Consider the following 26,008-nt stretch of genomic DNA (forward strand, 5'->3'; position numbering starts at 1 on the left):
ACGCCGCGGTCCGCGCGCTGATGCAGGCCGGAGCCGACTTCGGCGTCGTGCCCTACGGCACCGAGGCGCTCGGTGTGATGCGCATCGAGAAGGGGCACGTCGCCGGCAACGAGCTCAACGGCACCTCGACGGCGACCGATCTCGGCCTCGGCCGGATGATGTCGACCAAGAAGGACTTCATCGGCCGCACCCTGGCGCGGCGACCCGGCCTCACCGACCCGGCGCGGCCGACGCTGGTCGGTCTCGTGCCGGTCGACAAGACGCAGCGGCTGCGCGCCGGCGCGCATTTCCTCGATCTCGGCGCCGCGCCGACGATGGCGAATGATCAAGGCTACGTCACGTCGGTGGCGTTTTCGCCGATGCTAGGCCACTCCGTCGGCCTCGGCTTCCTCAGCCGTGGTCCAACGCGCCATGGCGAGCGCATCCGCGCCTACGACCCGATCCGCAAAGGCGACGTCGAGGTCGAGATCGTCCATCCGGTGTTCTTCGACCCCGAAGGGAAGCGGCTCCATGGCTGATCTTGCGGCACAACCGGTTTCGGCGAGTTTCGCGCCGCCAAGGTCCGCTCTCGGTGACGGCGTATCGATTATCGAACGACTCGATCTCGCCCTCGCCACCGTGCAGGTGCGCCGTGGCCAGCGCGCTGCGCTGAGCGCTCGTATCAATGAGAGCTATCAGCTCGCTCTGCCGAATCATCCAGCGATCGCCTCGGTGCCTAATATCTCCTTCGTCGGACTGGGCCCAGAGCACTGGCTGGCAATGAGTTCGGCGAACGACCCGGCGTTCGTCGCAACGCTCAAGACCCGACTCGCAGGTCTCGCGTCGGTGTCGGACCAGAGCGGCGGCTACGTGGTGTTTCGCGTCGGCGGCCGCGCGATCGGCGCCGTGCTCGCCAAGGGCTTTCCGATCGATCTCGATCCCAAGTCGTTCCAGCCCGGCGATGCCGCCACCACGGTCGTCTCGCATATCGGCGCCACGATCTGGCGCTGTGCCGACGGGCTCGACGGCCGGCCGGTGTTCGAGATCAGCCTGTTTCGCAGCCTGGCCGAGAGCTTCCTGGAATGGTTCTGGGACAGCGCGGCCGAGTTCGGCTGCCGCTTCAAGGATCCGGTTCTTTCCTCGCCCTCCCCATCCCGCTGAGTTCGTCCCGCCGATGCCCAACGACAGCTACATCCTCACCTCGTCCTGCCCGAACAAGCCCGGCATCGTCGCCGCGGTGGCCCGCCTGCTGTTCGAAAACGGCGGCAACATCCAGGAAGCGCATCAATACGACGACATCGACAGCAATCAGTTCTTTGCCCGGATCCGCTTCAACTTTGTCGATGGCAACGTGGAGGCGTTCGAGAAGGCGTTCACGCCGCTCGCCGAACAATTGCAGATGCGCTGGACGCTGCGATCGCGCGCGGAAAAGATGCGGGTGCTGATCATGACCTCGCGCTCCGATCACTGCCTCGCCGACCTGTTGTATCGCTGGCGGATCGGCGAACTGGCGATCGACCTCGCCGGTATCGTCTCCAATCATCCGCGCGAGACCTATCTGCACCACGATCTGAGCGGCATCCATTCGATTACTTGCCGGTGACGGCGGCCACCAAGGCGCGGCAGGAGGCCGAGGTCTGGCGCATCGTCCAGGAGCGCAAGATCGATCTGGTGATCCTGGCGCGCTACATGCAGATCCTGTCGGACGATCTGTCCGCCAAGCTGGCCGGCCGCTGTATCAACATCCATCACTCGTTCCTGCCCGGCTTCAAGGGCGCCAAGCCCTATCACCAGGCTCACAGCCGCGGCGTCAAGCTGATCGGCGCGACCGCTCACTACGTCACCGCCGATCTCGACGAGGGTCCGATCATCGAACAGGACGTCGAGCGCATCTCGCATCAGGATCGGCCCGACGATCTGGTCCGCAAGGGCCGCGATATCGAGCGGCGCGTGCTGGCGCGCGCCGTATTCTGGCACACCGAGGGCCGCGTCATTCCCAATGGCGTCCGAACCGTCGTGTTCAGGGACTGATCATGACCGCCTCGCTGATCGACGGAAAGGCCGCCGCCGAACGGCTGCGCGCCGACGTCGCCAACGACGTCGCGAATTGGAAAGCGGAAACCGGCCGGGTGCCGGGACTCGCGGTGGTGCTGATCGGCAACGATCCAGCCAGCGAAATCTATGTCGGCTCGAAGGCACGGCAGACGGTTGCGGTCGGCATGCGATCGTTCGAACATCGCCTGCCCGCCGAGACCAGCCAGGCCGAGCTCCTCGCGCTGATCTCGCAGCTGAACGCCGACGATGCGGTCGATGGCATCCTGGTGCAAATGCCGCTGCCACCGCAGCTCGACGCAAATCTGGTGATCGAGCACATCGATCCGCGCAAGGATGTCGATGGCTTCCATCCGGCCAATGCGGGCCGGCTCGCCAGCGGACTACCCGGTCTGGTCCCATGCACGCCGCTCGGCTGCATGCTGCTGCTGCAATCGGTGCGCGCTGATCTGGCCGGCCTGCACGCGGTCGTGCTCGGTCGCTCCAACATCGTCGGCAAGCCGATCGCGCAATTGCTGCTGAAGGCCGACTGCACGGTGACGATCGCGCATTCGCGCAGCCGCGACCTGCCGGCACTGTGCCGCGAGGCCGATATTCTCGTGGCCGCCGTCGGCCGACCTGGCATGGTGCGCGGCGACTGGATCAAACCCGGCGCGCTGGTGGTCGATGTCGGCATCAACCGGCTGCCGCCCGACGCGGCGGGAAAATCACGTTTGGTCGGCGACGTCGCGTTCGATGAAGGCCGTAATGTTGCCGGCGCGATCACGCCGGTGCCGGGCGGCGTCGGTCCGATGACGATCGCCTGCCTTCTGCGCAACACGCTGCAGGCCGCGCGCATGCGGAGCGGTGCATAGGCGCGATGCTGACGGCGCAGAGATCCGCGACAAGGTGATCGACAGCGGAGCGGCTTTGTTGCAAAGCTGATGCTAACAAGCACAGCCGCATGGAGCCGCGATGAGTTTCGAACGCCCTGCTGATCCCCGCGCCCGCTGGGCGCAGCTCTCGCAGAGCGAGCGCGACGCGGCCTACGACAACAACAGCGCGGTGAAGAACAGCCCGGAGCTGATCGCCGAGCGCAATTCCTCGTCCGCACAAGCGCGGGCGACGCTGAAATCGGTGCTCGATCTGCCCTACGCGACGCGGCCCAACAACAAGATCGACCTCTATCCCGCGGCCGAAAGAGACGCGCCCTGCCTGGTGTTCTGGCATGGCGGCTATTGGCAGAAGAATACGCGCGAGCTGTTCGCCATGCTGGTCGCCGGCGTTGCCGCGCACGGCTGGTCAATGGCGATCCCCGGCTATTCGCTGGCGCCGGACGTGACGCTGACGACGATCGTCGACGAGAGCCGTGCCGCGCTCGACTGGCTCGCCAAACATGGACCGGAGCACGGCGTCGCCGGACCGGTGATCAGCTCGGGCTGGTCGGCCGGCGGCCATCTGGTGGCGATGACGCTCGATCATCCGCTGGTCCATGCCGGATTATCGATCTCCGGCGTGTTCGATCTCGGCCCGATCCGCGACACCGGGCTGAACGAGGCGTTGCAGCTCAGCGACGGCGAAATCGAAAAGCTGTCACCGCTACGGCTGCCGGTGATCGACAAGCGACTCGACCTGGCTTTCGGCGCCAACGAACTGCCGGCGCTGGTGCTGGATTCGATGAACATGCAGGACCGCCGCGCCGCCGCCGGTGCACCTGGACGGATCCTGCCGCTCGCCGGGCACGATCACTTCTCGATCCTGGCCGAACTCCGCCGCCCCGACGGCGCGCTCGTCCAAGCTGCGCGCGACCTCGTGGGCTAAGTCCAGAGTCGTCATCCTGAGGTGCGCGCGTAGCGCGCCTCGAAGGATGCGGCTACGATCTCTGCGGATCATCCTTCGAGGCCCGCCGTGCCGCGCAGGGCGCGGCGCAGCGGGCACCTCAGGATGACGGCGTGCAGGTGTTAGTAAGCGAACTGGCCTAGTTCTCACGCTTCAGAATCAAGCTCGCGGCGTTGATGAAGACTTCGCCGCGCTCCACCCGAACCGGATAGAAGCGCAGCGGCCGGCTCGGCCAGCCGTCCGAAATGGTGCCGTCGTCAAGGCTGAACGAGGCTTCGTGGCGCGGACAGGCGATGCGGCCGTGAAGTAAGCGGCCGCAGGCGAGATCGGCCTGCTCGTGCGGACAGGCCCGCTCGCACGCCATCACGCGGCCGCCTTCGGATATCAGCGCCAGATCGACACCAGCAACGCGCACCGCGACGATGCCGGCCTCGGTAAGACGCGGCAGGCTGCACACCGGCAGCCATTGATCACGCGATTGCGCAAAACCCTCAACCACCGAGATACGCCTTGCGGACATGCGGATTGGCGATCAGCTCGGCACCGGTGCCCGACAGCACGATGCGGCCGCTTTCGAGCAGATAAGCATGATCGCACATGTCAAGCGCCGCGAAGGCGTTCTGTTCGACCAGCAGCACCGTCGTCCCGGTGTCGCGGATGCGGCGGATGATCGCGAAGGTGCGCTCGACGATATTGGGCGCCAGCCCGAGCGACGGCTCGTCGAACATCACCAGCCGCGGCCGGCTCATCAGCGCGCGGCCGATCGCCAGCATCTGCTGCTCGCCGCCCGACAGCGTGCCCGCCGCCTGTTTGCGTCGCTCGGCGAGCCGCGGGAATTCGCCATAGATGCGGTCGCGATCGGCCGCGACCTCGCTGCGGTCGCTGCGCAAGTACGCGCCCATATCGAGATTCTCCTCGACGCTCATATGCGGAAACACGCGGCGGCCTTCCGGGCAATGCGCGATGCCCGACTTCAATATCCGCGGCGGCCGCGCCCCGGTGAGGTTCTCGTTGTCGAAACGCAACACGCCCGACCGCAATGGCACCAGCCCGGAGATAGCCCGCAGCGTCGTACTCTTGCCGGCGCCATTGGCGCCGATCAGCGCCACGAGTTGCCCGGCTTTGACCTCGAACGAAATGCCCTGCAGCGCAGTGACGCCGCCATAGCCGCACACGGCATTGATCAGCTCAAGCATGTTTGACGCCCTGCCCGAGATAGGCCTCGATCACCGCCGGATCGTTGCGGATTACGTCGGGCGGTCCCTCGGCGATGATACGGCCGTAGTTGAGCACGACGATGCGATCCGACACGCTCATCACCATCGGCATATCGTGCTCGACCAGCAGAATGGCGATCCCGCGATCCCGCACCTTGCGGATCAGCTCGACGAAAGTGTGGGTCTCCGACGCGTTCATGCCCGACACCGGCTCGTCGAGCAGCAGCATCGACGGCTCGGCCGCAAGCGCCAACGCCACGCCGACCAGCCGCTGTTCTCCATACGACAGCGAGCCGGCGAGATCGTGTGCGCGGCGACCGAGACCGACGTAGTCGATCAGTTCGGCCGCCTTGTCCTTCAGCGCGGCCTCGAGCCGACGAACCCGCGGCAGTCCGAGCACCGACGGCAGCACGCCGACCCTGCCGCGGCGATGCAGGCCGATCATCACGTTGTCGAACACCGTGTCGTTGGGAAACACGCTGGTACGCTGGAAAGTGCGGATCAAGCCGAGATCGGCGATCGCCTGCGGCTTCATCCCGCGCAAATTCAAACCTCGATAGCTGACCTCGCCCTGCGTCGGCGTCAGGAAGCCGGTGACGATGTTGAACGCCGTGGTCTTGCCGGCACCGTTGGGGCCGATCAGGCTGACGATCTCGCCCTCGCCGACCGAGAACGTCATGTCGGAAATCGCCACGAGGCCGCCGAAGTGCATTGCCACTCGGTCGACGCTCAGCGCAGTGGCCGCGGGTTCGAGCTTATGTGCCACAGCGCTCATCACGCGCTCTCCTCGATGCCGCGTTTGCTGAAGCTGGGCCTGCGTACGCGCCGCAGCCGTGGCATCCATTGCGTCAGCGCCGGCACGATGCCACGCGGCATGATGAACAGGATGACGATCAGCGCCGCCCCATAGGCGATCCACTGCGCCTCCGGCGCCATTACCGGGCGCAGCGCCACCGGCATCAGGCCGAAGATCAGACCGCCGACTACCGGCCCAGCGAGGCTACCCTTGCCGCCCGCCACCACCATGATCACCATCGTCACCGTGTTGATGAAGGCGAACACTTCCGGATCGATGATCTTGATGTAGTGCGCGTAGAGACTGCCGGCCGCGCCGCAGATGCCGGCCGACACCACGGCGGCGAGCGTCAGCGTCTTGGTAACGTCGATGCCGATCGACACTGCCAGCGTCTCGTTTTCCATCAGCCCGCGCATCGCCCGGCCGACATGCGAACGCACCAGCCGGGCGATCAACAGATAGCAGGCGACGGCGACGCCGAGCACCAGATAGTAATTATGCAGCTTGGTGCGAAAAATGAACTCACCGAGCCCCGGCAGGCCGACCGACATCGGCGGGATGTTGGTCAGCGCCAGCGGCCCCTGGGTCAGCTCCACCCAGTTCAGCGCCACCAGCCGCACCACTTCGGCGAACGAGATGGTGACGATGACGAAATACGCGCCGCGCACCCGGAACGACAGCCGCCCGACGAGGTAGCCGCACAGCGCCGACACCAGCACCGCCATCACGAAGCCGGCCAGCGGCGACCACGGCTCGTGGACGATGCGGATGCCGAACGGCAGCCCGACATCGAAGCCGAGCGAGGTCAACGCGCTCACATAGGCGCCGATGCCGAAGAACGCGATGTGGCCGAGGCTGAGCTGGCCGGTGAAGCCGAGCAGCAGATTGAGACTCATCGCGCCGATGACGAAGATGCCGGTGGTGATCAGCGCGTTGAGCAGATACGGATCGCTCAGCCACAACGGGACCGAAGCGAGCGCCGCGATGGCGAGGATCGACAGGATCAGCCTCATCCGACGCGCTCCGCACGAGGAAACAGCCCGGTCGGGCGGAAGATCAGCACCGCGATGATGATGACGAAGCCCATCGCGTCGCGATAGCCCGACGAGATGTAGCCGGCGCCGAGTTCTTCGGCGAGCGCCAGAATGAAGCCGCCGATCACGGCGCCGGTGATGTTGCCGAGGCCGCCCAGGATGACGATGGCGAACGCCTTGACGGCGGCGAGATCGCCCATCGCCGGATAGACCACATAGACCGGTCCGAGCAGCGCGCCGGCCGCGGCGGCGAGACTCGAGCCGAGCGCGAAGGTCGAGGTGTAGATCAGATCGACATTGACGCCCATCAGCGCCGCCGTGTCGTGATCCTGAAACGTCGCCCGCATCGCGCTGCCGAGCCGAGTGCGGTTGATCAGCACGTAAGTCAGCACGATCAAGGCAGCAGCGGCAGCCAGCACGAACAGCCGCAGCCACGATACCGAGACCGGCCCGATCGATAGCGGCGCATCCGGAAACGGCGTCGGCACCGATTTGGCGACGCCGCCCCACACCCACAGCGTCGCCGACTGCATGGCGATCCATGCGCCGATCATCACCAGCATGGTGGTGTCGATGTCGGAGCCGCGCAGCGGCCGCAGCAGCGTCAGTTCGACCAGCGCACCGAGCAGCCAGCCGGCCGCGACGGAGAGCGGCAGCGCGACGAAGAAGTTCAGCCCGAACTTCTGCACCACGATGAACATCACATAGGCGCCGAAGGTGTAGAGGATGCCGTGGGTGAAGTTCACCACGTTCATGATGCCGAAGATCAGCGTCAGGCCGATGCCGAGCAGCGCATAGGTGCCGCCGAGCACGAGCGTGTTGACGAGATGCTGCAGGAGTTCGCTCACGATCGTCCTCGCGTGTCGAAAGAGGGCGAGGCGCCGTGCGCCTCGCCGGGTTTGGACTGATCGATCAGAAGCTCTTCATCGCGACTTTGCCGTCCGCGATTTCGATCAGATAGACATTGGGCTGGCTCTGGCCGCTTTCCTTGCCGGCCGGGCCCGACTTCTTGAAGACGATGTCGCCGTTCAGGCCCTTGACGTCGATCTGCCACAACGCGGCACGGATCGCTTCCGGATCGGCCTTGCCGGCCTTCTCGATCGCTGCCGCGGCGGTGCGGATGCCGTCGTAGCCGCGGAAGCTTTCGGTGCAGCCCGCGAACTCGAAGCCGCGCTTCTTCCACTCCGAGACGAAATACGCGGTGGCTTCCGGATTCGGCGTCTTGTCGGGGAACCAGGGCAGGAAGGTCGTCAGATGCATGGTGCCGTTGGCGGCGGCGCCGGCCTGGGCGATGATCTGGTCGGGATTCTGCGAACCGCCGGTGGTGATGATGCGCTTCTTCATGCCGAGGGCCTCGGCCTGCTTGAACAGCAGCGTGAGCTGATCGACCGCGGCGGTGACGATGACGGTCTCCGAGTCCGACGCCTTGATCTTGGAGAGCTGCGCACTCATGTCCTGCGCGCCCTGGTCCATGGTCTCGACCAGGCCGATCTGGATGCCCTTGGCCTTCATCATCTTGCCGAAGTCATCGGCAGTGCCGCGGCCCCAATCGTTGTTGATGACCAGGAAGTCGACCTTCTTGAGGCCGAGCTTGTCGACGATCTTCTCGAACGCGGCCGACTCGACGTTGGACGGCGGCGAAATGCGGAAGATGTAGGGATTGCCCATGGTGGTGATCTTGGAGGCCGACGAGGTCTCGACCACCATCGGCACTTGGTATTCCATCAGCTTCGGCATCACCGCCAGCGTCAGGCTGGAGCCCCAGGCGCCCATCATCACCGGCGTCTTGTCACGGGTGATCAGCTTCTCGGCGACGGCCGCCGCTTCGGTCGGGTTGCTCTTGTTGTCTTCGATCACCAGCTCGATCTGCTTGCCGAGCACGCCACCTTTGGCGTTGATTTCATCGGCGGCGATCTTGGCGCCGTTGACGACGTAAGTCCCCGACGCCGCGAACGCGCCGGTCAGCGGCTCGTTGACACCGATCTTGATCGTCTCGGCCGAAGCCGACCCCATCAACAGCGCCGTCGCCAGCGCGATGAGAGAAGCAGTCCGCAAATGTCGCATCATCTTCGTTCTCCGTAACTCGACTCTTGATCTCACCGGACCGCTTTGCGGCCGTCCGGCGCCCCCTCCCGCCCCTAAGAACGAGATGTTCCTCCCAGCCAGCGCGGCAGCCGCGCGCGCAGCACGCTCAGCAGCAGCGCCAGCCCGTCGAGTTCGCGCGCGGCTGCGCCCGGCGCACTCGGTTGTCCGGATAGTTTGCGGCTCAGATTGGCGGCGAACTCATCGACCAGCCGGCGCGCCAGATCGCGCACCAAGCCGCTGCGCCCGACCTGCGCCAACAGGCCGGTGAGCGTGTAGCCGATGGTTAGTTCGACTCGCGTCGCGTCGCCGCCTGCTAGCGGCATCAGCTGATAGCGGATCTCGCCCTGGGTAGCCGAGCGGCTGCGGCGATCCTGACCGCCGCCGATGATGCGGCCGGACAGGCCATCGTCGGCACGTTCGAGCCGCGCCACGCCGGCGAACTGCGCGGCGATCGGGCCGACCTGGACGCGGATTTCGCCGGTGATGTTGGCCGGATCATCGCTGCTCAGCACAACGCCGGGTAGGCAAGAAGCGACCGCGGCGACATCGGTGAACAGCGCCGCAACCTCGCGCGGCGGATGCTCCACCTCGAAGCTTTGCTCGATAATCGTCGACGGCGTGAAGTCGGCGATCGTTGCGCCGGCGGTCGGCGCTGCTAACGGCGCGGCGACAGGCTTGGGCGCTGCCTGCGTTTCGCTTGCCGCCGCACCGTGTCCCGAACCGACTGGTCCCAACGCAGTGCGTCCGGCGCCGACCTCCGCCGCGATGCCGCGCGCGCGCCGTGCCGCGATTACCGACATCACCGCGCGGACGATGCCCACATAGCCGGTGCAGCGGCACAGATTGCCGCTCATGCCGACGCGGATTGCGCGCTCGTCGGCATCGGGCAGCCGCAGCACCAGGTCGCGCGCCGACACCAGCATGCCGGGCGTGCAGTAGCCACATTGCAGCGCGTGCTCGCGGGTAAACGCGGCACGGAGTTCGGCGGCGATCTCGTCGTCGTCGAGGCCTTCGATGGTGGTGACTTCGGCGCCCTGGCAGGCGGCCGCGAAGGTGATGCAGGAGCGCGCCGGCACGCCATCGATCAGCACGGTGCAGGCGCCGCAAACGCCATGTTCGCAGCCGAGATGCGTACCGGTGAGATCGAGATGATCGCGCACCACGTCGGCCAGGCTGGTGCGCGGCTCGGCGGCGCAATCGACCGCGCGGCGATTGACGGTGAGGGCCAGAGCGCTCATGCGGCCTCCCGCAGCGCGCGCTGCATCACCGTGACATGGATATGGCGCTGCGCGGCGTCGACGATCCCGGCGTCGCCGAGCAGACGATCCGCGACGCGGACGTCGAAAGTCGTCTTGTAGTTCGCGTCGATACGCCCGCCGAACAACTCCGCCGGCTCAGCGACCACGACCGGCGCAGCATCGAGCGCGCCGATGACGATGCGGGCGCTCGCGGTTGTAGGATCGATCAGCACCGCGCATTGGCCGTGGGCGAATTCGCCGGTCTTGCGGCAGGTCTTGATGTAGCCCCACTGCGCCGTCGCGGCGCGCTTGGGGACGTGGACTGCGGTGACGAGCTCGCCCGACTTCAGGCAGCTCTGCAGCGCGCCCACGATGAAGTCGCCCAACGCGACCTGTCGCACCCCGCTTGTGCTGCGCAGCGCCACACGCGCATCGAGCGCCGTCAGTACCGACACCCAGTCGGCGGCCGGATCGGCGTGGCTGAGCGAACCGCCGAGCGTGCCGCGGTTGCGCACTGCCCGATAGGCGATGTTAGCGGCGACGCCGCGCATTGCGCCGCCGGTAACGTCCGGCACGCGGCCGTCTTCGATATCGGCGTGGGTGATACAGGCGCCGAGCACCAGTTCGTCGCCGCTGATTTCTGCCAGCTTCAGTTCGTCGATCGCCGTGATGTCGACGATCTGCTCGGGCTGCGCCAGCCGCAGGTTCAGCATCGGCCCAAGCGACTGGCCGCCGGCCATGACCTTGGCGCTAGCGTTGTTGCCGAGTAGCGTGAGTGCGGCGTCGAGATCGCGCGGGCGCGCGTAGTCGAACGGCGCGGGCTTCATGCCGCCGCCCTCCCTGCGTCCTGCGCCGCGATCACCGCTTCGACGACCCGATGCGGCGTGATCGGCGAGCGCATTAGCTCGGCGCGGAAGGGACGTAGCGCATCATTGACGGCGTTGGCGATCGCGGCCGGCGGCGCGATGGCGCCGCCCTCGCCGATGCCCTTGACGCCGAACCGCGTATAGGGCGACGGCGTTTCCATGTGATCGAGCCGCGGCGCCGGCACTTCGGTCGGCCCCGGCAGCAGATAGTCGGCGAACGTCGTCGCCAGCGGCTGGCCCGCGGCGTCGAACGGCATCTCTTCATAGAGCGCAGTGCCGATGCCCTGCGCCAGGCCGCCAAAGATCTGGCCGTCGACCACCATCGGATTGATCAGCACGCCGCCGTCTTCGACGATGACGTAGTCGAGGATTTCGACCGTGCCGAGATCGGGATCGACTGCGACCACGGCGGCGTGCGCCGCGTAGCTGAAGGTGCCGCTGTCACGCTGCGGCTTATAGCCGGAAGTGACTTCGAGCCCGCCGGGATCGACATCCGGCGGCAGATCCTGCGGGCGGCGATACCAGGTGTGGGCGATCTCGCGCAGCGTCACGCTGCCGGACACGCCGCGCACCTCACCGCCGACGAACTCGACGTCGGCGATATCCTGCTGCAGCAGCTTGGCGCCGATCCGCCGGATACGCTCGCCGAGATCGCCGCAAGCCGTCGCCACCGCGCCGCCGGCCATCACCGCAGCGCGCGAGCCCCAGGTGCCGGTCGAATACGGCGTCATCGCCGTGTCGCCAAGGATGATCCGCACGTTGGCGACGTCGACGCCGAGCATCTCGTGCGCGACCTGGGCCAGCGTTGTTTCCATGCTCTGGCCGTGCGAATGCACGCCGACGCGGAGCTCGAGGCCGCCGTCCGGCGTCAGCCGCGCGGTCGCCTGCTCGTGGCCCGGCACCATCGGAATGCCCCAGCCGGCATAGACCGACGTGCCGTGCGCGGCCTGCTCGCAATAGATCGAGACGCCGAGGCCGATGCGGCGGCCATCCGGCTCACCGCGCGCCTGCCGCGCACGTAGCGCATCGACATCAATCGCCTTCAGCGCGCGCTGCAACGCCTGCGGATAGTCGCCGCTGTCGAAGTGCTTGTTGGTAATGTTGTCGAACGGCATCTGCTCGGGCCGCACCAGATTGCGCAGCCGCACTTCGCCGGGTTCCAGCCCGGCTTCGGCCGCGACCAGATCGAGCATCAGCTCCAGCGCAAAGCACACGCCGGTGCGCGCCACGCCGCGATACGGCAGGATCGGGCATTTGTTGGTAGCGACCGAGAACGTCCGGCAACGATAGGCCGGCATCACATAAGGCCCCGGCAGGATGCTGGCGACCTGCGCGGCTTCGAGGCAGGCGGAGAACGGATAGGACGAGTACGCGCCGGAATCGACCGTGGCTTCGCAATCGATGCCGCGCAGCTTGCCGTTGCGATCCGCGTACAAGGTGATTTTGTAGTGATGCTCGCGGCAATTGGCGCTGGCGGTGAGATTTTCGCGGCGATCTTCGATCCAGCGCACCGGATGGCCGAGCCGCATCGTCAGCCACGACAGGCAGACTTCCTCGGGCAGCAGGATGCCCTTCTGGCCGAAGCCGCCGCCGACGTCCGGCGAGATCACGCGGATGCGGCCCTGGTCCATGCCGAGACATTCGGCGAGGCCGGTGCGGTTGATGTGCGGCATCTGCGCCGCAGTGTGCAGCGTCAGCTGATCGAGCCGATGATCGAAACTCGCGACCGCACCGCGGCCCTCCAGCGGCGCCATGCATTGCCGCGCCGTGGTGATCTCGCGCGACACCTTGATCGGCGCGTCGAGCGCTGCCGAGATATCGACTTCGAAATTGGTTTCGAGGAAAACGTTGTCGCCCCAATGCTCGTGCACCAGCGGCGCGCCGGGCGACCGCGCCTGCAGCATGTCGGAGACCGCCGGCAGCTCTTCGAGATCGAGCACCACCGCGGCCGCGATATCCTCGGCTTCGGCGCGGGTCGGCGCCACGCACATCGCAACCAACTCGCCGACTTGCCGGACCTTGCCGGTCGCGAGCACCGGCTGTTCGGAGATCTTGAAGCCCGGCAGACCAGACACCGCGCGGATCGGATTGACGTCGACGAGATCCGCGGCGGTGAACACGCGATCCCGATAGATCTCGGGCACATGGATGCCGCGGATCCGGGCATGGGCCAGCGGACTCCGCACGAAGGCGACGTCCTGCATGCCGGCCAGGCGGATATCGGCCACATACTGACCGCGACCGCGCATCAGGCGATCGTCCTCCTTGCGCGGCAGCCTTGCGCCGACGCCTTGTCCGCCCTGGTGCTGGTCAACGCGTCCGTGCAACGCCGATCCTCCCTACAGGCCCGAAAGGTGAAGCGGGCGGCGCCGCAATCTGAACAACCTCGTCATTGCGAGGAGCGAAGCGACGAAGCAATCCAGGTCCGTGCACTGAGCTGGATTGCTTCGCTGCGCTCGCAATGACGTGGAGAGGCATCTTTCTTGACTCCAGCTCGCTCAAGCCGCCACGGCTTCGGGCAAAATCGCGGCATCGGCGTCGTAGCGGACGCCGGCGCGCAGGCAGAACGCCGGCTGCAGCAGGCTGTCGGCAATCACTTCGGTGTTCTCGTTGTCGCGCAGCACGTAACGGCCGGGGCGCTGCGTCAAGCACCGAGACGTCCGCCGCCATGCCGACCTTGAGCGCACCGATTTCGTCCGCGCGATCGATCATCTTGGCCGGATTGGCGGTGACCATCGGCACCACCTGTTCGAGCGACAGGCCGAGCGCCATCATCGAACTCATCGCCTGCACCAGGCTGAACTTGGCCTGGCCGGCGAACGGATGATTCTCTTCGTCCTCGTGCTGATCGGGCGTGCCGGCCGGCGCGGGCACGTGGGTGTTGTAGCCATGAATGTCGGCGCCGAGCGTGGTCGGCACGATGCCGGCGGCGATCGCCTTCTTGGCAAGCCGATAGGAGAAATGACTGCCGTGGCCGACATCGACCTTGAGGCCGCGATCGAGCGCGGCCTGAATCACCGGATGCACCACGCCTTCGCGATTGATGAAGCCGCCGGGATGCCGCGTGAACGGATGCGCCAGCACGTCGCCTTCCTTCAAAAGCGGGATGACGCGGGTGAGGATCGTATCGGCATCCTCGCCATTGGCGCCGCTTTCCGGCAGGCCCCAGAGCTGGCCGAAATGCACATAGACCGGCAGCTCAGCGCGGCGGCCGATCTCCGCCGCCATCTCGATGACGCGAATGCCCCAGCGCGCGAAGCCGCCGATCTCGGCGTGCGCCTTGATGCCGCGCACGATGTCCGGGTTGGCACGCGCCGCCTTCACGGTGGCGTCGATATCGACGCCCTCGGGGCTGTAGAGCTGCGGATAGTAATGACCTTCTAGGCCACCGACCAGATAGGCGGAAAGAAACGCATAGACGCGAGACTTCGCCGGCTCGGCGATGAAATGCCGGAAGCCCGGCAGCGTCATGCAGGACGGGCCGCCCTGATCGATCAATGCGGTGACGCCGGAGCGGACGCCGACCATGTCGGGGTTCATGCCGAAGCGTCCGGAGACATATTGATAGATGTGCGCGTGGGTATCGATCAGTCCCGGCAGCACCAGCTTGCCGGTCAAGTCGATCACCTCCTTGGTGCTCGACGGCAGCACGTCCTTCTGCACCGCCGCGATCTTGCCGCCGCGGATGGCCACGTCCATGACGCCATCGATGCCGGACGCCGGGCAGATCACCCGCCCGCCACGCAACAGAAGATCAAAGCTGGCACTCACCGACATCGAACCGCTCTCCCGAAACCCGATCAAAATTACGAAGCATGCTTCGCATTTGCATCTAGCAAGGCTTATGCCAAAGTCTAAGAAGGTGATGCACGGCCCGAATCGCGCTACGAGGTTTACGGTTCGGTTCCGCTGCGGAAATTGGGAGAACAGCTTGCGGCAGAGGCAAAAGCGCGCCGTTGCGGCGCATGAGTCGTTGCACGCTCCCTGGCCGTTGGAAGAGCGACCGGGTTTTCTGGTCCGGCGCCTGCACCAGATCCATGTGGCGCTGTTTCAGCAGGCCTGTGGTGAATTTGAAATCACACCGCTGCAATACAGCCTGCTCTCCGCGCTGGCGGCACGCAAAACCGCCGACCAGACAACGCTCGCCGCCGATATCGCGCTCGATCGCACCACGACGACCGGCGCGCTGAAACGCCTCGAAGCGCGGCACCTGCTGGAGCGGCCGATCAATGAAGACGACCGCCGCGCGCGCCTGTGTCGCTTGACCCGCGCGGGCGCCGCGTTACTGGCCAGGATCGAAGGCGCCGCACGGGCTGCGCACGAGGCGACGCTCGATGGCCTCAGCGAACGCGAACGCGCGCAGCTCGTCGGCTTGTTGCAGCGCGTCGTCGCCCGCAACGCGAACCAGACCACCGGCGCGCCGCTGGTCGAGTAGCTGAACTGCCGACTAATCGAGCGCGGCCTGCACAGCATCTAGGCGGCAAAGCGCTTCGCGCTGCTTCAGCCCGCCACCTTGGCAGCGACGTTCCGGCGCCGTAGCCAGGTTGAGCCGCGGCAAGGCCGACGCAAGCCACAGCATGAGTGTCGACTCGCGGGATTGCGACAAATCCCCGCACGCACCTCGCGCTCCTGGGTAATGTCCGAGGTAATACACTCTATCATGCGCACAGACCGGCACTCTGCGCTCCGCGACGGTACAAACTAACTCCCTTGTCTCGCAGTGGCGCGCCTGCCGGTACTCCTACGGGTATCTGGTTTTACTTATTACTAATCGCCCGGTTCCAAGCCTCATGCACTCCATCTTCGGAACCCAGCGAGAAAGACGTCGCGCGATGAAATTCGATCGGATCGGAAATAAACTCGGACTGGCGGGCTTGGTCGGAGTGCTGCTCAGCGGCGGCATGCTCGTCAACCAGATCATCGCCGAACGCGCGATCGAGGCGGCCAACAAAACCGCCGACAGGCAGCAATACATCAATGAGCATTCGCTCGAAGCCAATATCGGGTTGCGGCGGATGCAACTCGCCGCGCGCGACATCCGGCTCGCGAAAACTCCGGCGGAGCTCGACAAGCCGTTCACAATGCTGGCCGAAGCCAGCGCCCGCACCAACAAGGAGCTCGACGGCGCAATCGCTCGCACAATGCGGCCGGAAACCCGCCAACGCCTGGAGAAGATCGGGACATTAGCCAAGGACTACGAGAAAGGCATCACCGCCCTGGTTGCGACGATCCGACAAGGCTTCGACGTCATTGCCAAGCGCAACGCGCTGTCGGCCGATTGGCGCAAGAGCTTCGAAGCACTGCGCGCCTCGCCGGCGGTGACCACGGCGAGCAACCGGACCGAGATCGAGAAGGCCATGTACGAAGCCGACGCCCACTTCAACGCTGTGCGAGCAGCAACCTGGCGGTTCACGGCGACGGCAGAAGAAGCCCAGAAGAAGGTGATCGAGGCTGGCACCACCGAGCTGGGTAATGCACTCGGCAGGCTGCGTGGCCTGACGACCGACAAGGCGATCATCGCGGCGTCGGATCAACTCGTCGCGATCGAGAAAGCCTTCGGCGAACGGACCGCCGAAGCTCTCAAGACGGAAACCATCCGGATCGAGCAAACAGCCAGCTCGCTGGCGGTCGCCAACCAAGCCATCGAGCTGATGCGAGCGGCGGTGGACGTGTCCAGCACGCGATATCGCGAAGCCAAGGACGACGCCGCAGCCGAACTCGCGCAGGCCAATCGTGTCAGCTTCGCGGTGGCCTGCGCGGTAATGTTGGCGCTGATCGGCTCGGTGATCTTCACCTTCATCGGCGTCGCCCGACCGTTGACCCGCCTCAACGGCGCGCTGGCCCGCATCGCCGGCGGCGAAGTCAACGCCGAGATCCCCGGCGCGAACCGCGGCGACGAAGTCGGTGACATCGCCAAGACCGTGGTGATCATCGGCAAGAACGCCGAGCAGAAGGCGCGCGAAGAGGCGGAAGCGCAAGCCCGCCAGGAGCAGATCGCGGCGCAGCGCCGCAAGGCCGAGATGGTCCAGCTCGCCGATGGCTTCGAGGCTGCGGTCGGGGAGATCGTCGAGACCGTCTCTTCGGCCTCCACCGAACTCGAGGCCTCGGCCAAGACGCTGAGCTCGACGGCGGAGCGCACCCAGGAGCTCACCACCACAGTGGCAGCAGCGTCCGAACAGGCCTCGGCCAACGTCCAATCGGTGGCCTCGGCGACCGAAGAACTGTCGTCGTCGGTCAACGAGATCAGCCGGCAGGTCCAGGAATCGGCCCGCATCGCCACCGAAGCGGTCAATCAGGCACGCCTGACCAACGATCGCGTCGGCGAACTCAGCAAGGCAGCGGCGCGGATCGGCGACGTGGTCGAGCTGATCAACACCATCGCGGGGCAGACCAATCTGCTGGCGCTCAACGCCACGATCGAAGCGGCACGTGCGGGCGACGCCGGCCGCGGCTTCGCCGTGGTGGCGGCCGAAGTGAAGGCTCTCGCCGAGCAGACCGCCAAGGCCACCGGCGAGATCAGCCAGCAGATCTCCAGCATCCAGGGCGCGACTCACGAGTCGGTCGACGCCATCCGCGAGATCAGCGGCACCATCGAGAAGCTGTCGGAGATCTCCTCGACCATCGCCTCCGCGGTCGAAGAGCAAGGCACCGCCACGCAGGAGATTTCCCGCAACGTGCAGCAGGCGTCGCAGGGCACGCAGCAAGTGTCGGCGAACATCAGCGACGTCGAGCGCGGCTCCAGCGAGACAGGCTCGGCCTCCTCGCAGGTGTTGTCCGCTGCGCAATCTCTCTCCGGCGACAGCAACCGCCTGAAGAGCGAACTCGCCAAGTTCCTTGCCACGGTGCGGGCCGCGTAAGAGAAAGTCTCCTCTGCATCGCAAGACCGAGCCCGGTGCGCCCCCCGCGCCGGGCTCGAACTTTTTGAGTAGACCGGTCTAACTTCGTCATGGCCGGGCTCGTCCCGGCCATCTACGTCCTTTTCGCGGCTTCGTGGATGCCCGGCACAAGGCCGGGCATGACGTGGGAGATAATTCAGGACCGGTTAGCAGCTCTTCGGACCGCCTCCGGAACATCCATATTCAGCAGCGCCGAGCTCAGCGACTTGCCGTGGGCGTCGAGGGCCAGCGACCGCGTGACGCCGCCGCCGAGCGCGCCGGTCATGACGAAGTTAAGCGCCGCGATGTTCGGCAGTTCGTAGCGCGTCACTTCGCCGGTGACGATGTCGCCGAAATGCTGCTTGACCCGCTCGGCCGTCACGTAGTTCCGCAGCGCGTCGTAATCGGCCGGATCGTAGGCGATCAACGAGATGTTGGAGGTGTTGCCCTTGTCTCCGGTGCGGGAGTGGGCGATGTCGCGCAACTTCATGATCGGCTCTCGTCGCCAGCGGAGGTCAGGATTCGACAATCTGGATCGCTGGCGCGACCTGCGCCTGCGGAATGAAGCTGGAAGCGACCGCGATCACCTCGCGCGCCGATTTCCAGGCGCCGCCGCCGCCGGCCGGACCGTTGGTGTACAGCGTCTCGACTTCTTCTCCGACCCGCATCGCCTCGGCCAGCGTCTCGGCCCGCCCGGCGACGCGCACGCGAACCTCGTAAGGCTCGGGCCCGGCCGACAGTTGATCGCCATGCAGCGCGTCGACGCCGATCAGGTCGGCGCGCAGCTCGCTCAGCTTGACGCCGACCAGCGCCAGGCGCTCGCGCACGATATCCAGCGCCAGCCGGCCGCGCGCCACCGCGCCCGGCCCCGCATAGGAGATCTGGCCTTCGCCCACATAACTGTCGACATAGCCGACCGAGACTTTCAGCTCGCCGGTCTTGGGATGTCCGGTCGCGCCGGTGATCCGCACGCGGTCGGGAGCAATCTCCTCGACGCGGACCTGCGAGAAATCCGCGATCACGTCGGGCTGATAGTAGCGCGCCGGATCGTGGATCTCGTAGAGCAGCTGCTCCTTGACGGTCGCGGCCGTCACCGCGCCGCCCGAGCCCGCCACCTTGGTGATCACAAGATCGCCGTCCTCGCGCACTTCGCCGATCGGGAAGCCGAGCCGCGCCAGCCCGGCGACATCCTTGTGGCCCGGATCGGCGAAGTAGCCGCCGGTGATCTGGCCGGCACATTCGAGCAGATGCCCGGCCAGGATGCCTTTGCCGAGCAGCGGCCAATCATCGAGCGCCCAGCCGAATTCGTGCAGCAGCGGCCCGAGAAACAGCGACGGGTCGGCGGCGCGGCCGGTGATGACGATGTCGGCGCCCGCCGCCAGCGCCTGCGCGATGGCGCCGCCGCCGAGATACGCGTTGGCCGACACGATGCGGTTGCCGAGATCGTGCGTCGTGCCGCCGACGTCGAGCGCAGCCGCACTCTCGCGCGTCTCTTTCAGCACGTCATCGCCAGTGACGGCCGCGACCTTGACGCCTTGCAGCCCGAGCTGCCGCGCGATCGTGCGTGTCGCTTCGGCCGCCGCAACCGGATTCGCAGCGCCCATATTGGTGACGATGCGCACACCGTTTGCGCGGCAGGCCGGCAGCACCGCTTTCATCCGCGCCGCCAGCAGCGGATCGTAGCCGCTCGACGGATCCTTGAGCTTGGCGGCCTGGGCCAGCGCGATGGTGCGCTCGGCCAGGCATTCGAACACCAGGTAATCGAGCTCGCCGTGCTCGGCGAGTTCGACCGCGGGCTCGATGCGATCGCCCGAATAGCCCGCGCCTGCTCCGATCCGGATCGTCCGCATGACTATGCCCCTACAGGGTGAAGACGCCGAACACCACGCAGGCCAGCGTCATCACCAGCGTCGCGCCGAACAGAAAGGGTATCGAGAATTTCTGATGATCGGCAAGGTCGATGCCGGTGAGGCCGACGACCAGGAAGGTCGCTGGTGTCAGCGGCGAGATCGGAAAGCCGGTCGTCATCTGGCCGAGCAACGCGGCCTGCGCCAGTTCGACTTTGGCAACGCCGAGCTGGCCGCCGACCTCGGCCACCACCGGCAGCACGCCGAAGTAGAACGAGTCGGGATCGAACAGCAGGCTCAGCGGCATCGACAGCACGCCGAGCGCGACCGGCATGAACTTGGCGGCGCTGGCCGGCACGAAACCGACCGCCCCCTCCGCCATCGCCTTGAGCATGCCCGAGCCCTGCATGATGCCGGTGAACACGCCGGCGGCGAGCAGGATCGATGCCATCAGCAGCGCCGCCTTGGCATGGGCATCGATGCGCTGACGCTGGGCATCGACATTCGGGTAGTTGATGAGCAGCGCCAGGCACGCTCCGATCATGAACACGATCGCAGGCGTGAGTTTGTCGCCGAGCGCCACCATGGTGCCGAGCACCACGACGGTCAGCACGATGTTGATCCAGAAATTCCGCGGCCGGCGTAGCGCCTTCTCGGCGTCGGTCAATTCGCGCCGCGCCGTCAACTCGATCGAGGCGCCCTTCTCCAGCCCGAGTCGCTTCTCTTCGCGCCGGCCGAGCCAATACGACACCGCGAAGATGAAGACAATGCCGACGAGCTGCACCGGGATCAGCGGATTGAAGATCTCGGGAATCGGGAGCTTGAGCGACGCCGAGGCGCGGATCATCGGGCCGGTCCAGGGCAGGAAGTTGACGCCGGCAGCAAGCGAGGCCGCGCAGGCCAGGATGCGCTTGTCGATACCAAGCCGGTCGTACAGCGGCAGCATCGCCGGGATGGTGATCAGGAAGGTGACGGCGCCCGAGCCGTCGAGATGAATCAGCAGCGCCAGCAGCGTCGTGCCCATCACGATCCGCGTCGGCCGCGTGCCGACGGTGCGCAGGATGCGGTCGATGATCGGATCGAGCATGCCGGCATCGGTGACGACGCCGAAGAACAGGATCGCGAAAACGAACATGCCGACCACGGGTGCGAGACTTTGCAGGCCGCTGACGATGAACTTACTTGTGTTCCAGCCGAAGCCGCCGATCAGGCAGGCGATGATGGGGATGAGGATCAGGGCGATCAGCGGCGACATCCGCTTGGTCATGATGACCGTAAGCAGCACCACGATGGTCGCGACGCCGAGCAACGCCAAGCTGTTCATTTCCTCACCCACGATCACACGGCCGGGTCGTCCCGGCGATTGCGGCGGACTTGAGCCCGGCGGATCGGATTAGGCAATTGAATTGTTTCAATTGCACGGATAGAGAAACTCTATGGATGTGAACGTTCGCCAACTCCGCTCGTTCATCGCCGTGGCCAAGCTCGGCAGCTTCACCCAGGCGGCCGCAGGGCTGCACATCTCACAGCCGACCCTGACGGTGCAGATCAAACGGCTCGAGGACGCGCTCGGCGTGCGTCTGCTCGACCGCAATCCGCGCTCGGTGACGCTGACGCGGATGGGGCGCGATCTGCTGCCGGCGCTCGAGCGCATCCTGCAGGACCTCGACTCGGTGCTCGGCGATGCGCGCGGCGTCGCCAGCGAGCGCCGCGGCGTGGTGCGCATCGCTGCGCTACCATCGTTCGCGGCCGGCGTGCTGCCGGACGTCATCGCCGAATTTCGCGCCGGCAATGCCGGCATCGCCTTCGTGCTCAAGGACGTCATCGCCAGCCGCGTGCTGGCACTGGTTCGCTCCGAGGAAGTCGATCTCGGCCTCACCGGCGGCGAGGTCGACTTTCCCGATGTCGAAACGCTGTTCACTGCGCACGACGAGATGCGCGTGGTCTATCCGGCCGGCCATCCGATCGGCGAGCAGCCGCGTATCACCGCGCGCGTGCTCGCCAACTATCCGCTGGTGATGATGGACCAAGGCACCAGCGTGCGAGCGGTGACCGATCTCGCCTTCAACCGCGCGGGGCTGCTACCCGCGCCGGCTTCGGAAGCCACCTACATGATGACGGCGATCGCCATGGTTCGCGCCGGCATCGGCCTGACGGTGCTGCCGGCCTCGGCGCGCGAGATCATCGCTGAGCCGACGCTGAAGAGCCGCCGCATCAACGACAAGAATTTCTCCCGCCCGGTCGCGCTGATCAGAAAGGCGCAGCGCACGCCGCAGCCGCTCAGCCGCCTGTTCGCCGATTTCCTGATGGCGAAGCGACACAAGATCTTCGCGCCGAATCGATCGTAGAGCTTCTAGCTTGACGCGTTTTCTTCACGCGAACCGGTCCCCACTTCGCTCGAAAACGCTTTAACCCGCAACATCGATCGAACGATCTACCGCTCGGCAACAGCCTCGTCCCGCAGCGGCGCACGGCTGAGTTCATTGCCGCTGGCAACCGCCTTCTTCAATAAGCGCACCAGTTCGCCTGCTTCCTTTGCGCTCAGCCCCTGCACCATCACCTGTTGGGCCTGTTCGACAGCCGGTGTGACGGCACGAAGGGTGCGGCTTCCGTCAGAGGTGATGTGCAGCTCCCTCACCCGGCGATCGGCGGCGTTAGCGCGGCGCTCGATCAGGCCTTTCTGGGTGAGGCGGTCGACCACGCCCGTGATCGTAGTGCGGTCATAGGCGATCAGCCCGGCGAGGGTCGCCTGATCGATCCCCGGCTGGTCGGCGACTGCCGCCAGCGCAGCGTATTGGACCGGCGTCAGGTCGAACCCGGCGCGCTCGACCTCGGCCAGGAACACCGCCACCGCGATCTGCTGAAACCGGCGCGCCAGATGCCCCGGCATGTCCTGCGTGGCCGTCATTCCAACCCTCCGCGTTGACGCGATTGACTAGCATACTGATTATCAGCATACTTATGATATCGGCAAGCCCTCCCTCGAACGTGGGGATACGAACGAGCGCGCCGGCACGGAGGAAACCATGCAGTTTCATGTCGAAGGCTTCGAACCCGGCGATCCCGAGATCATCGATCCGGCAGCACGAACGCCGGCGCCGGGCGCGGGCGGGCCAGTGCCGAGCGATGTCGACGTGCTGATCGTCGGCTGCGGGCCGGCCGGGCTGGCGCTGGCGGCGCAGCTGGCGCAGTTTTCCGACATCCGCACCTGCATCATCGAACAGAAGCCCGGTCCGCTACAGTTCGGCCAGGCCGACGGCATCGCCTGCCGCACCGTGGAGATGTTCGAGGCCTTCGGCTTCAGCGAGCGCGTGCTGAAGGAAGCCTGCTGGATCAACGAGACGACGTTCTGGAAGCTGGACCCGCAGCGGCCCGATGCGATCGTCCGCAGCGGCTGGGTGCAGGATGTCGAAGACGGCCTGTCGGAGTTTCCGCATGTCGTGCTCAACCAGGCGCGGGTCCACGATTTCTTTCTCGACGTGATGCGCCGCTCGGCTGCCAAGCTCCAGCCGTACTACGCGCGGCGCCTGGTGGCACTGCAGCCGGACGGCGACAACTCGGCGGTGACGCTGGAGCGGCTCGACGACGCGCATCAAGGGCAGCAAGAGACCGTTCGGGCCCGCTATGTGGTCGGCTGCGACGGCGCGCGTAGCGCGGTGCGCACCGCAATCGGCCGCGAGCTGCGCGGCGATTCCGCCAACCACGCCTGGGGCGTGATGGATGTGCTGGCGACCACCAGCTTTCCGGACATCCGTTGCAAGGCGCTGATCCAATCGGCGCAGCACGGCAGCCTGCTGATCATCCCGCGCGAAGGCGGATATCTGTTCCGGATCTATGTCGAGCTGACGCGGCTGGAAGCCGACGAGCGGGTGGCGCAGAAGAACCTCACCGCCGACGATCTGATCGCCAAGGCGCAGCGCATCCTGCAGCCCTACAGTCTCGACGTGAAACAGGTGGCATGGTGGTCGGTCTACGAGATCGGCCAGCGTCTCACCGACAAGTTCGACGACGTGCCGGAGAGCGAGGTCGGCAGCCGGCTGCCGCGCGTGTTCATTGCCGGCGATGCCTGCCACACCCACAGCCCCAAGGCCGGTCAGGGCATGAACGTGTCGATGCAGGACGCCTTCAATCTCGGCTGGAAGCTGGCCGCGGTGCTGCGGGGGCGCTGCGATGCGTCGCTGCTGCACAGCTACTCGGCGGAGCGCCGCGCCATCGCCAAGGAGCTGATCGACTTCGACCGCGAATGGGCGACGCTGCTCGCCTCGGCGAAAGCCGACGGCGGCAAGGCCGATGCGGCCGCGACCCAGAACTACTTCGTGCGCCACGACCGTTACACCGCCGGCACGGCGACCCACTACGCGCCGTCGATCCTGACCGGCGATGCCGATCACCAGCATCTCGCCACCGGGTTTGGAGTCGGCACGCGCTTCCATTCGGCGCCGGTGATCCGGCTCGCCGATGCGCGGCCGATGCAGCTCGGCCATGTCGGCCGCGCCGACGGCCGCTTCCGCATCTACGCCTTCGCGGATAGCAGCGATCCGGCCACGCCCGGCTCCGCGATCCAGTCGCTGTGCCGGTTTCTGCTCGAGACGCCGCAATCACCGCTCTTGAACTACACCAGCCCGGACGAGGACATCGACGGCATCATCGATCTGCGGGCGGTATTCCAGCAGCGGCATCGCGAGCTCGATATCGCCGCGATGCCGGTGCTGCTGCGGCCCGCCAAGGGCCGTTACGGCCTCACCGACTACGAGAAGATGTTCTGTCCCGACTTCAAGTCCGGACAGGACATCTTCGATCTGCGCGGCATCGACCGCCGCGCCGGCTGCATGGTGGTGGTGCGACCCGACCAGTATGTGGCGCAGGTGCTGCCACTGGACGCCACCGCCGAACTTGCCGCGTATTTCGACCGCTTCATGCTGCGGCCGTCGGCGCTGGCTCAGCGCCGATACGGCTCACCCAAGGTGGCCGGCGCCATCTGACGGCCGACCAGCCCGCCGACGGCGAGCAGCGCCAGCAGATAGGGCAGCATGATCAAGAGCGCGTTCGGCACGTTGACGCCGAGCGCCGGCAGCTGGAATTGCAGCGCCGTCGCGGCGCCGAACAGCAGGCACGCCAGCGTCGTGCCGCCGATCCGCCATTTGCCGAAGATCACCGAGGCGATCGCCAGATAGCCCGCGCCGCGGGTCATGCCCTCGGTGAAGGTGTGGATGTCGCCGATCGACAGAAAAGCTCCGGCCAGCGACGCCATAAAGCCGGCGAACACCACGACGCCATAGCGCACCGCCGTCACCGACAGGCCGGACTTGTCGACTGCCTTCGGCTCGGCGCCGGCGGCGTGGATGGCGAGGCCGAGCGACGTGTAGCGCAGCACCAGCGCGGTGATGATGATAATCGCGATGCCGGCGTAGAGCAGCCAGACCTGCTCGAACACCGCGGGGCCGATGATCGGAATATCGCCGAGCAGCGGCGGCTTGATCTTGGCGAGGCCGGGGATCTCGGCGCGCGAGCGTGCGCCGAAAATCTCGCGATAGGCCAGCGTGGTGGCGCCCAGCACCAGGATGTTGATGCCGATGCCGGAGACGATCTGGTTGGCCCGCAGCGTGTTGCTGAGAAACGCCTGCAGCAGCGCCACCGGCACCACCGAGATGATGCCGATCAACAATCCGACCAGCGGATCGCCGGTCGCCCAGGCGCCGACCGCGGCGGCGAAGGCCGACATCAGCATCATGCCCTCGATGCTCATGTTGAGGACGCCGGCGCGCTCGCTGACCATCTCGCCGATGCCGGCAAGTAACAGCGGTGTGGCGAGGCGGATCGACGAGCCGAGGAAGACGGCAAACAGCTCCCAGGTCATTTGCGCTCCCACTTCTCGATGAAAAGCGTCGCCCCGGCGAGCGTGATCACGATGAGGCCCTGGATCACCACCACCAAAGCGGTCGGCACAGCGGCGACCATCTCCATGTTGATGCCGCCCGAGCGCATGAAGCCGAACAGCAGCGAGGCGGCGATCACACCGGGGATCGAGCCGCGCGACAGCAGTCCCGCGACGAGGCCGTCGAAGCCGTAGCCCGACGAGAAACCGTCCTTCAGCGCGTATTGCTCACCGAGCAGCATCAGCGCGCCGGCGAGGCCGCCGAGCGCACCGGCGCCGGCGAGCGCGTAGATCACGGTTTTGGCGGTGGAGATGCCCGCACGATG

General features: G+C 66.3%; 22 protein-coding genes and 3 pseudogenes. 9 read left to right on the forward strand and 16 right to left on the reverse strand.

Annotated features, from left to right (window positions below):
• The 5 genes and pseudogenes from I5M_RS30265 to I5M_RS20600 all read left to right on the forward strand — a co-directional run.
• On the forward strand, positions 1 to 518 hold a 518-nt coding region (locus I5M_RS30265; RefSeq protein ID WP_040771825.1), incomplete at its 5' end, for a glycine cleavage T C-terminal barrel domain-containing protein.
• On the forward strand, positions 511 to 1,140 hold the full coding sequence (locus tag I5M_RS20585) for a sarcosine oxidase subunit gamma (RefSeq protein WP_022723121.1): 630 nt from the start codon (positions 511 to 513) through the stop codon (positions 1,138 to 1,140). The genes I5M_RS30265 and I5M_RS20585, both read left to right, overlap by 8 nt.
• Positions 1,141 to 1,153: 13 nt before the next feature.
• A pseudogene (purU, locus tag I5M_RS30270) lies at positions 1,154 to 2,010 on the forward strand (formyltetrahydrofolate deformylase).
• A gap of 2 nt (positions 2,011 to 2,012) precedes the next feature.
• The gene (gene folD / locus I5M_RS20595) at positions 2,013 to 2,885 is read left to right on the forward strand and encodes a bifunctional methylenetetrahydrofolate dehydrogenase/methenyltetrahydrofolate cyclohydrolase FolD (protein ID WP_022723124.1); all 873 of its coding nucleotides are present in this window, start codon (positions 2,013 to 2,015) and stop codon (positions 2,883 to 2,885) included.
• 100 nt (positions 2,886 to 2,985) lie between these two features.
• Positions 2,986 to 3,831, forward strand: a complete 846-nt coding sequence (locus tag I5M_RS20600) for an alpha/beta hydrolase (RefSeq protein ID WP_022723125.1) — start codon at positions 2,986 to 2,988, stop codon at positions 3,829 to 3,831.
• 157 nt (positions 3,832 to 3,988) lie between these two features.
• Here the strand turns inward: I5M_RS20600 and I5M_RS20605 are convergent, their stop codons facing one another.
• The 10 genes and pseudogenes from I5M_RS20605 to I5M_RS30275 form a co-directional block, all read right to left on the reverse strand.
• Complete coding sequence (locus tag I5M_RS20605) at positions 3,989 to 4,348, reverse strand: Rieske (2Fe-2S) protein (RefSeq protein WP_022723126.1); 360 nt, start codon at positions 4,346 to 4,348, stop codon at positions 3,989 to 3,991.
• Positions 4,341 to 5,045, reverse strand: coding sequence for an ABC transporter ATP-binding protein (locus I5M_RS20610; protein ID WP_022723127.1), 705 nt, complete (start codon positions 5,043 to 5,045; stop codon positions 4,341 to 4,343). Before I5M_RS20610 ends, I5M_RS20605 begins: the two co-directional genes overlap by 8 nt.
• A complete protein-coding gene (locus tag I5M_RS20615; RefSeq protein WP_022723128.1) occupies positions 5,038 to 5,841 on the reverse strand; it encodes an ABC transporter ATP-binding protein in 804 nt (267 codons plus the stop codon). The genes I5M_RS20610 and I5M_RS20615 overlap by 8 nt, the downstream gene beginning before the upstream one ends.
• The gene (locus I5M_RS20620; RefSeq protein ID WP_022723129.1) at positions 5,841 to 6,875 is read right to left on the reverse strand and encodes a branched-chain amino acid ABC transporter permease; all 1,035 of its coding nucleotides are present in this window, start codon (positions 6,873 to 6,875) and stop codon (positions 5,841 to 5,843) included. The genes I5M_RS20615 and I5M_RS20620 overlap by 1 nt, the downstream gene beginning before the upstream one ends.
• Positions 6,872 to 7,744 carry a branched-chain amino acid ABC transporter permease gene (locus I5M_RS20625; RefSeq protein ID WP_022723130.1) on the reverse strand — a complete coding sequence of 291 codons (873 nt, stop codon included), beginning with the start codon at positions 7,742 to 7,744 and terminating at the stop codon, positions 6,872 to 6,874. The genes I5M_RS20620 and I5M_RS20625 overlap by 4 nt, the downstream gene beginning before the upstream one ends.
• 64 nt (positions 7,745 to 7,808) lie before the next feature.
• Complete coding sequence (locus I5M_RS20630; protein WP_022723131.1) at positions 7,809 to 8,963, reverse strand: ABC transporter substrate-binding protein; 1,155 nt, start codon at positions 8,961 to 8,963, stop codon at positions 7,809 to 7,811.
• 71 nt (positions 8,964 to 9,034) lie between these two features.
• Positions 9,035 to 10,219 (reverse strand): 2Fe-2S iron-sulfur cluster-binding protein, encoded by a 1,185-nt coding sequence (locus I5M_RS20635; RefSeq protein WP_022723132.1) that lies wholly within the window; start codon positions 10,217 to 10,219, stop codon positions 9,035 to 9,037.
• Complete coding sequence (locus tag I5M_RS20640) at positions 10,216 to 11,046, reverse strand: xanthine dehydrogenase family protein subunit M (RefSeq protein ID WP_022723133.1); 831 nt, start codon at positions 11,044 to 11,046, stop codon at positions 10,216 to 10,218. The genes I5M_RS20635 and I5M_RS20640 overlap by 4 nt, the downstream gene beginning before the upstream one ends.
• Positions 11,043 to 13,334 (reverse strand): xanthine dehydrogenase family protein molybdopterin-binding subunit, encoded by a 2,292-nt coding sequence (locus I5M_RS20645; RefSeq protein WP_083909638.1) that lies wholly within the window; start codon positions 13,332 to 13,334, stop codon positions 11,043 to 11,045. The genes I5M_RS20640 and I5M_RS20645 overlap by 4 nt, the downstream gene beginning before the upstream one ends.
• Positions 13,335 to 13,583: 249 nt before the next feature.
• Positions 13,584 to 14,862, reverse strand: a pseudogene (locus I5M_RS30275) (amidohydrolase/deacetylase family metallohydrolase).
• A 154-nt stretch (positions 14,863 to 15,016) separates the two neighbouring features.
• Here I5M_RS30275 and I5M_RS20655 point away from each other — a divergent pair.
• Positions 15,017 to 15,520 (forward strand): MarR family winged helix-turn-helix transcriptional regulator, encoded by a 504-nt coding sequence (locus I5M_RS20655; protein WP_031337223.1) that lies wholly within the window; start codon positions 15,017 to 15,019, stop codon positions 15,518 to 15,520.
• Positions 15,521 to 15,917: 397 nt separating this feature from the next.
• Positions 15,918 to 17,942: a methyl-accepting chemotaxis protein gene (locus I5M_RS20665; RefSeq protein WP_022723137.1), complete on the forward strand. Its 2,025-nt coding sequence runs from the start codon at positions 15,918 to 15,920 to the stop codon at positions 17,940 to 17,942.
• A gap of 175 nt (positions 17,943 to 18,117) precedes the next feature.
• Here the strand turns inward: I5M_RS20665 and I5M_RS20670 are convergent, their stop codons facing one another.
• The 3 genes from I5M_RS20670 to I5M_RS20680 are packed head-to-tail and all read right to left on the reverse strand — an operon-like array spanning position 18,118 to position 21,131.
• Entirely contained in the window at positions 18,118 to 18,450 is a 333-nt protein-coding gene (locus tag I5M_RS20670; protein ID WP_022723138.1) for a hypothetical protein, read from the reverse strand.
• 25 nt (positions 18,451 to 18,475) lie between these two features.
• Positions 18,476 to 19,810, reverse strand: a complete 1,335-nt coding sequence (locus I5M_RS20675; protein ID WP_022723139.1) for an acyclic terpene utilization AtuA family protein — start codon at positions 19,808 to 19,810, stop codon at positions 18,476 to 18,478.
• 10 nt (positions 19,811 to 19,820) lie between these two features.
• A complete protein-coding gene (locus I5M_RS20680; RefSeq protein ID WP_022723140.1) occupies positions 19,821 to 21,131 on the reverse strand; it encodes a CitMHS family transporter in 1,311 nt (436 codons plus the stop codon).
• A 112-nt stretch (positions 21,132 to 21,243) separates the two neighbouring features.
• Between I5M_RS20680 and I5M_RS20685 the strand changes: the two genes are divergently transcribed.
• Positions 21,244 to 22,155, forward strand: coding sequence for a LysR family transcriptional regulator (locus I5M_RS20685; protein WP_022723141.1), 912 nt, complete (start codon positions 21,244 to 21,246; stop codon positions 22,153 to 22,155).
• Positions 22,156 to 22,241: 86 nt separating this feature from the next.
• On the opposite strand, the gene I5M_RS20690 is transcribed toward I5M_RS20685, so the two are convergent.
• Positions 22,242 to 22,715 carry a MarR family winged helix-turn-helix transcriptional regulator gene (locus I5M_RS20690; protein ID WP_022723142.1) on the reverse strand — a complete coding sequence of 158 codons (474 nt, stop codon included), beginning with the start codon at positions 22,713 to 22,715 and terminating at the stop codon, positions 22,242 to 22,244.
• A gap of 118 nt (positions 22,716 to 22,833) precedes the next feature.
• On the opposite strand from I5M_RS20690, the gene I5M_RS20695 reads away from it, so the two are divergent.
• Positions 22,834 to 24,789 (forward strand): FAD-binding monooxygenase, encoded by a 1,956-nt coding sequence (locus tag I5M_RS20695; protein ID WP_022723143.1) that lies wholly within the window; start codon positions 22,834 to 22,836, stop codon positions 24,787 to 24,789.
• Here I5M_RS20695 and I5M_RS20700 read toward each other — a convergent pair.
• Both I5M_RS20700 and I5M_RS20705 read right to left on the reverse strand, forming a co-directional pair.
• Positions 24,747 to 25,664: an ABC transporter permease gene (locus I5M_RS20700; RefSeq protein WP_022723144.1), complete on the reverse strand. Its 918-nt coding sequence runs from the start codon at positions 25,662 to 25,664 to the stop codon at positions 24,747 to 24,749. The genes I5M_RS20695 and I5M_RS20700 overlap by 43 nt on opposite strands.
• A pseudogene (locus I5M_RS20705) lies at positions 25,661 to 26,008 on the reverse strand (ABC transporter permease); the annotation flags it as partial. The gene I5M_RS20700 and the pseudogene I5M_RS20705, both read right to left, overlap by 4 nt.

The organism is Rhodopseudomonas sp. B29, from assembly GCF_000333455.1.
Lineage (GTDB): Bacteria > Pseudomonadota > Alphaproteobacteria > Rhizobiales > Xanthobacteraceae > Rhodopseudomonas.

Bases quoted from the DNA above. Each gene is read 5' to 3' on its own strand.
- I5M_RS20675 (WP_022723139.1), bottom strand. From the start codon at position 19,810: ATGCGGACGATCCGGATCGGAGCAGGCGCGGGCTATTCGGGCGATCGC.
- I5M_RS20670 (WP_022723138.1), bottom strand. From the start codon at position 18,450: ATGAAGTTGCGCGACATCGCCCACTCCCGCACCGGAGACAAGGGCAAC.
- I5M_RS20620 (WP_022723129.1), bottom strand. From the start codon at position 6,875: ATGAGGCTGATCCTGTCGATCCTCGCCATCGCGGCGCTCGCTTCGGTC.
- I5M_RS20645 (WP_083909638.1), bottom strand. From the start codon at position 13,334: ATGCGCGGTCGCGGTCAGTATGTGGCCGATATCCGCCTGGCCGGCATG.
- I5M_RS20630 (WP_022723131.1), bottom strand. From the start codon at position 8,963: ATGATGCGACATTTGCGGACTGCTTCTCTCATCGCGCTGGCGACGGCG.
- I5M_RS20680 (WP_022723140.1), bottom strand. From the start codon at position 21,131: ATGAACAGCTTGGCGTTGCTCGGCGTCGCGACCATCGTGGTGCTGCTT.
- I5M_RS20610 (WP_022723127.1), bottom strand. From the start codon at position 5,045: ATGCTTGAGCTGATCAATGCCGTGTGCGGCTATGGCGGCGTCACTGCG.
- I5M_RS20685 (WP_022723141.1), top strand. From the start codon at position 21,244: ATGGATGTGAACGTTCGCCAACTCCGCTCGTTCATCGCCGTGGCCAAG.
- I5M_RS20695 (WP_022723143.1), top strand. From the start codon at position 22,834: ATGCAGTTTCATGTCGAAGGCTTCGAACCCGGCGATCCCGAGATCATC.
- I5M_RS20585 (WP_022723121.1), top strand. From the start codon at position 511: ATGGCTGATCTTGCGGCACAACCGGTTTCGGCGAGTTTCGCGCCGCCA.
- I5M_RS20700 (WP_022723144.1), bottom strand. From the start codon at position 25,664: ATGACCTGGGAGCTGTTTGCCGTCTTCCTCGGCTCGTCGATCCGCCTC.
- I5M_RS20615 (WP_022723128.1), bottom strand. From the start codon at position 5,841: ATGAGCGCTGTGGCACATAAGCTCGAACCCGCGGCCACTGCGCTGAGC.
- I5M_RS20600 (WP_022723125.1), top strand. From the start codon at position 2,986: ATGAGTTTCGAACGCCCTGCTGATCCCCGCGCCCGCTGGGCGCAGCTC.
- I5M_RS20640 (WP_022723133.1), bottom strand. From the start codon at position 11,046: ATGAAGCCCGCGCCGTTCGACTACGCGCGCCCGCGCGATCTCGACGCC.
- I5M_RS20690 (WP_022723142.1), bottom strand. From the start codon at position 22,715: ATGACGGCCACGCAGGACATGCCGGGGCATCTGGCGCGCCGGTTTCAG.
- I5M_RS20665 (WP_022723137.1), top strand. From the start codon at position 15,918: ATGAAATTCGATCGGATCGGAAATAAACTCGGACTGGCGGGCTTGGTC.
- I5M_RS20635 (WP_022723132.1), bottom strand. From the start codon at position 10,219: ATGAGCGCTCTGGCCCTCACCGTCAATCGCCGCGCGGTCGATTGCGCC.
- folD (WP_022723124.1), top strand. From the start codon at position 2,013: ATGACCGCCTCGCTGATCGACGGAAAGGCCGCCGCCGAACGGCTGCGC.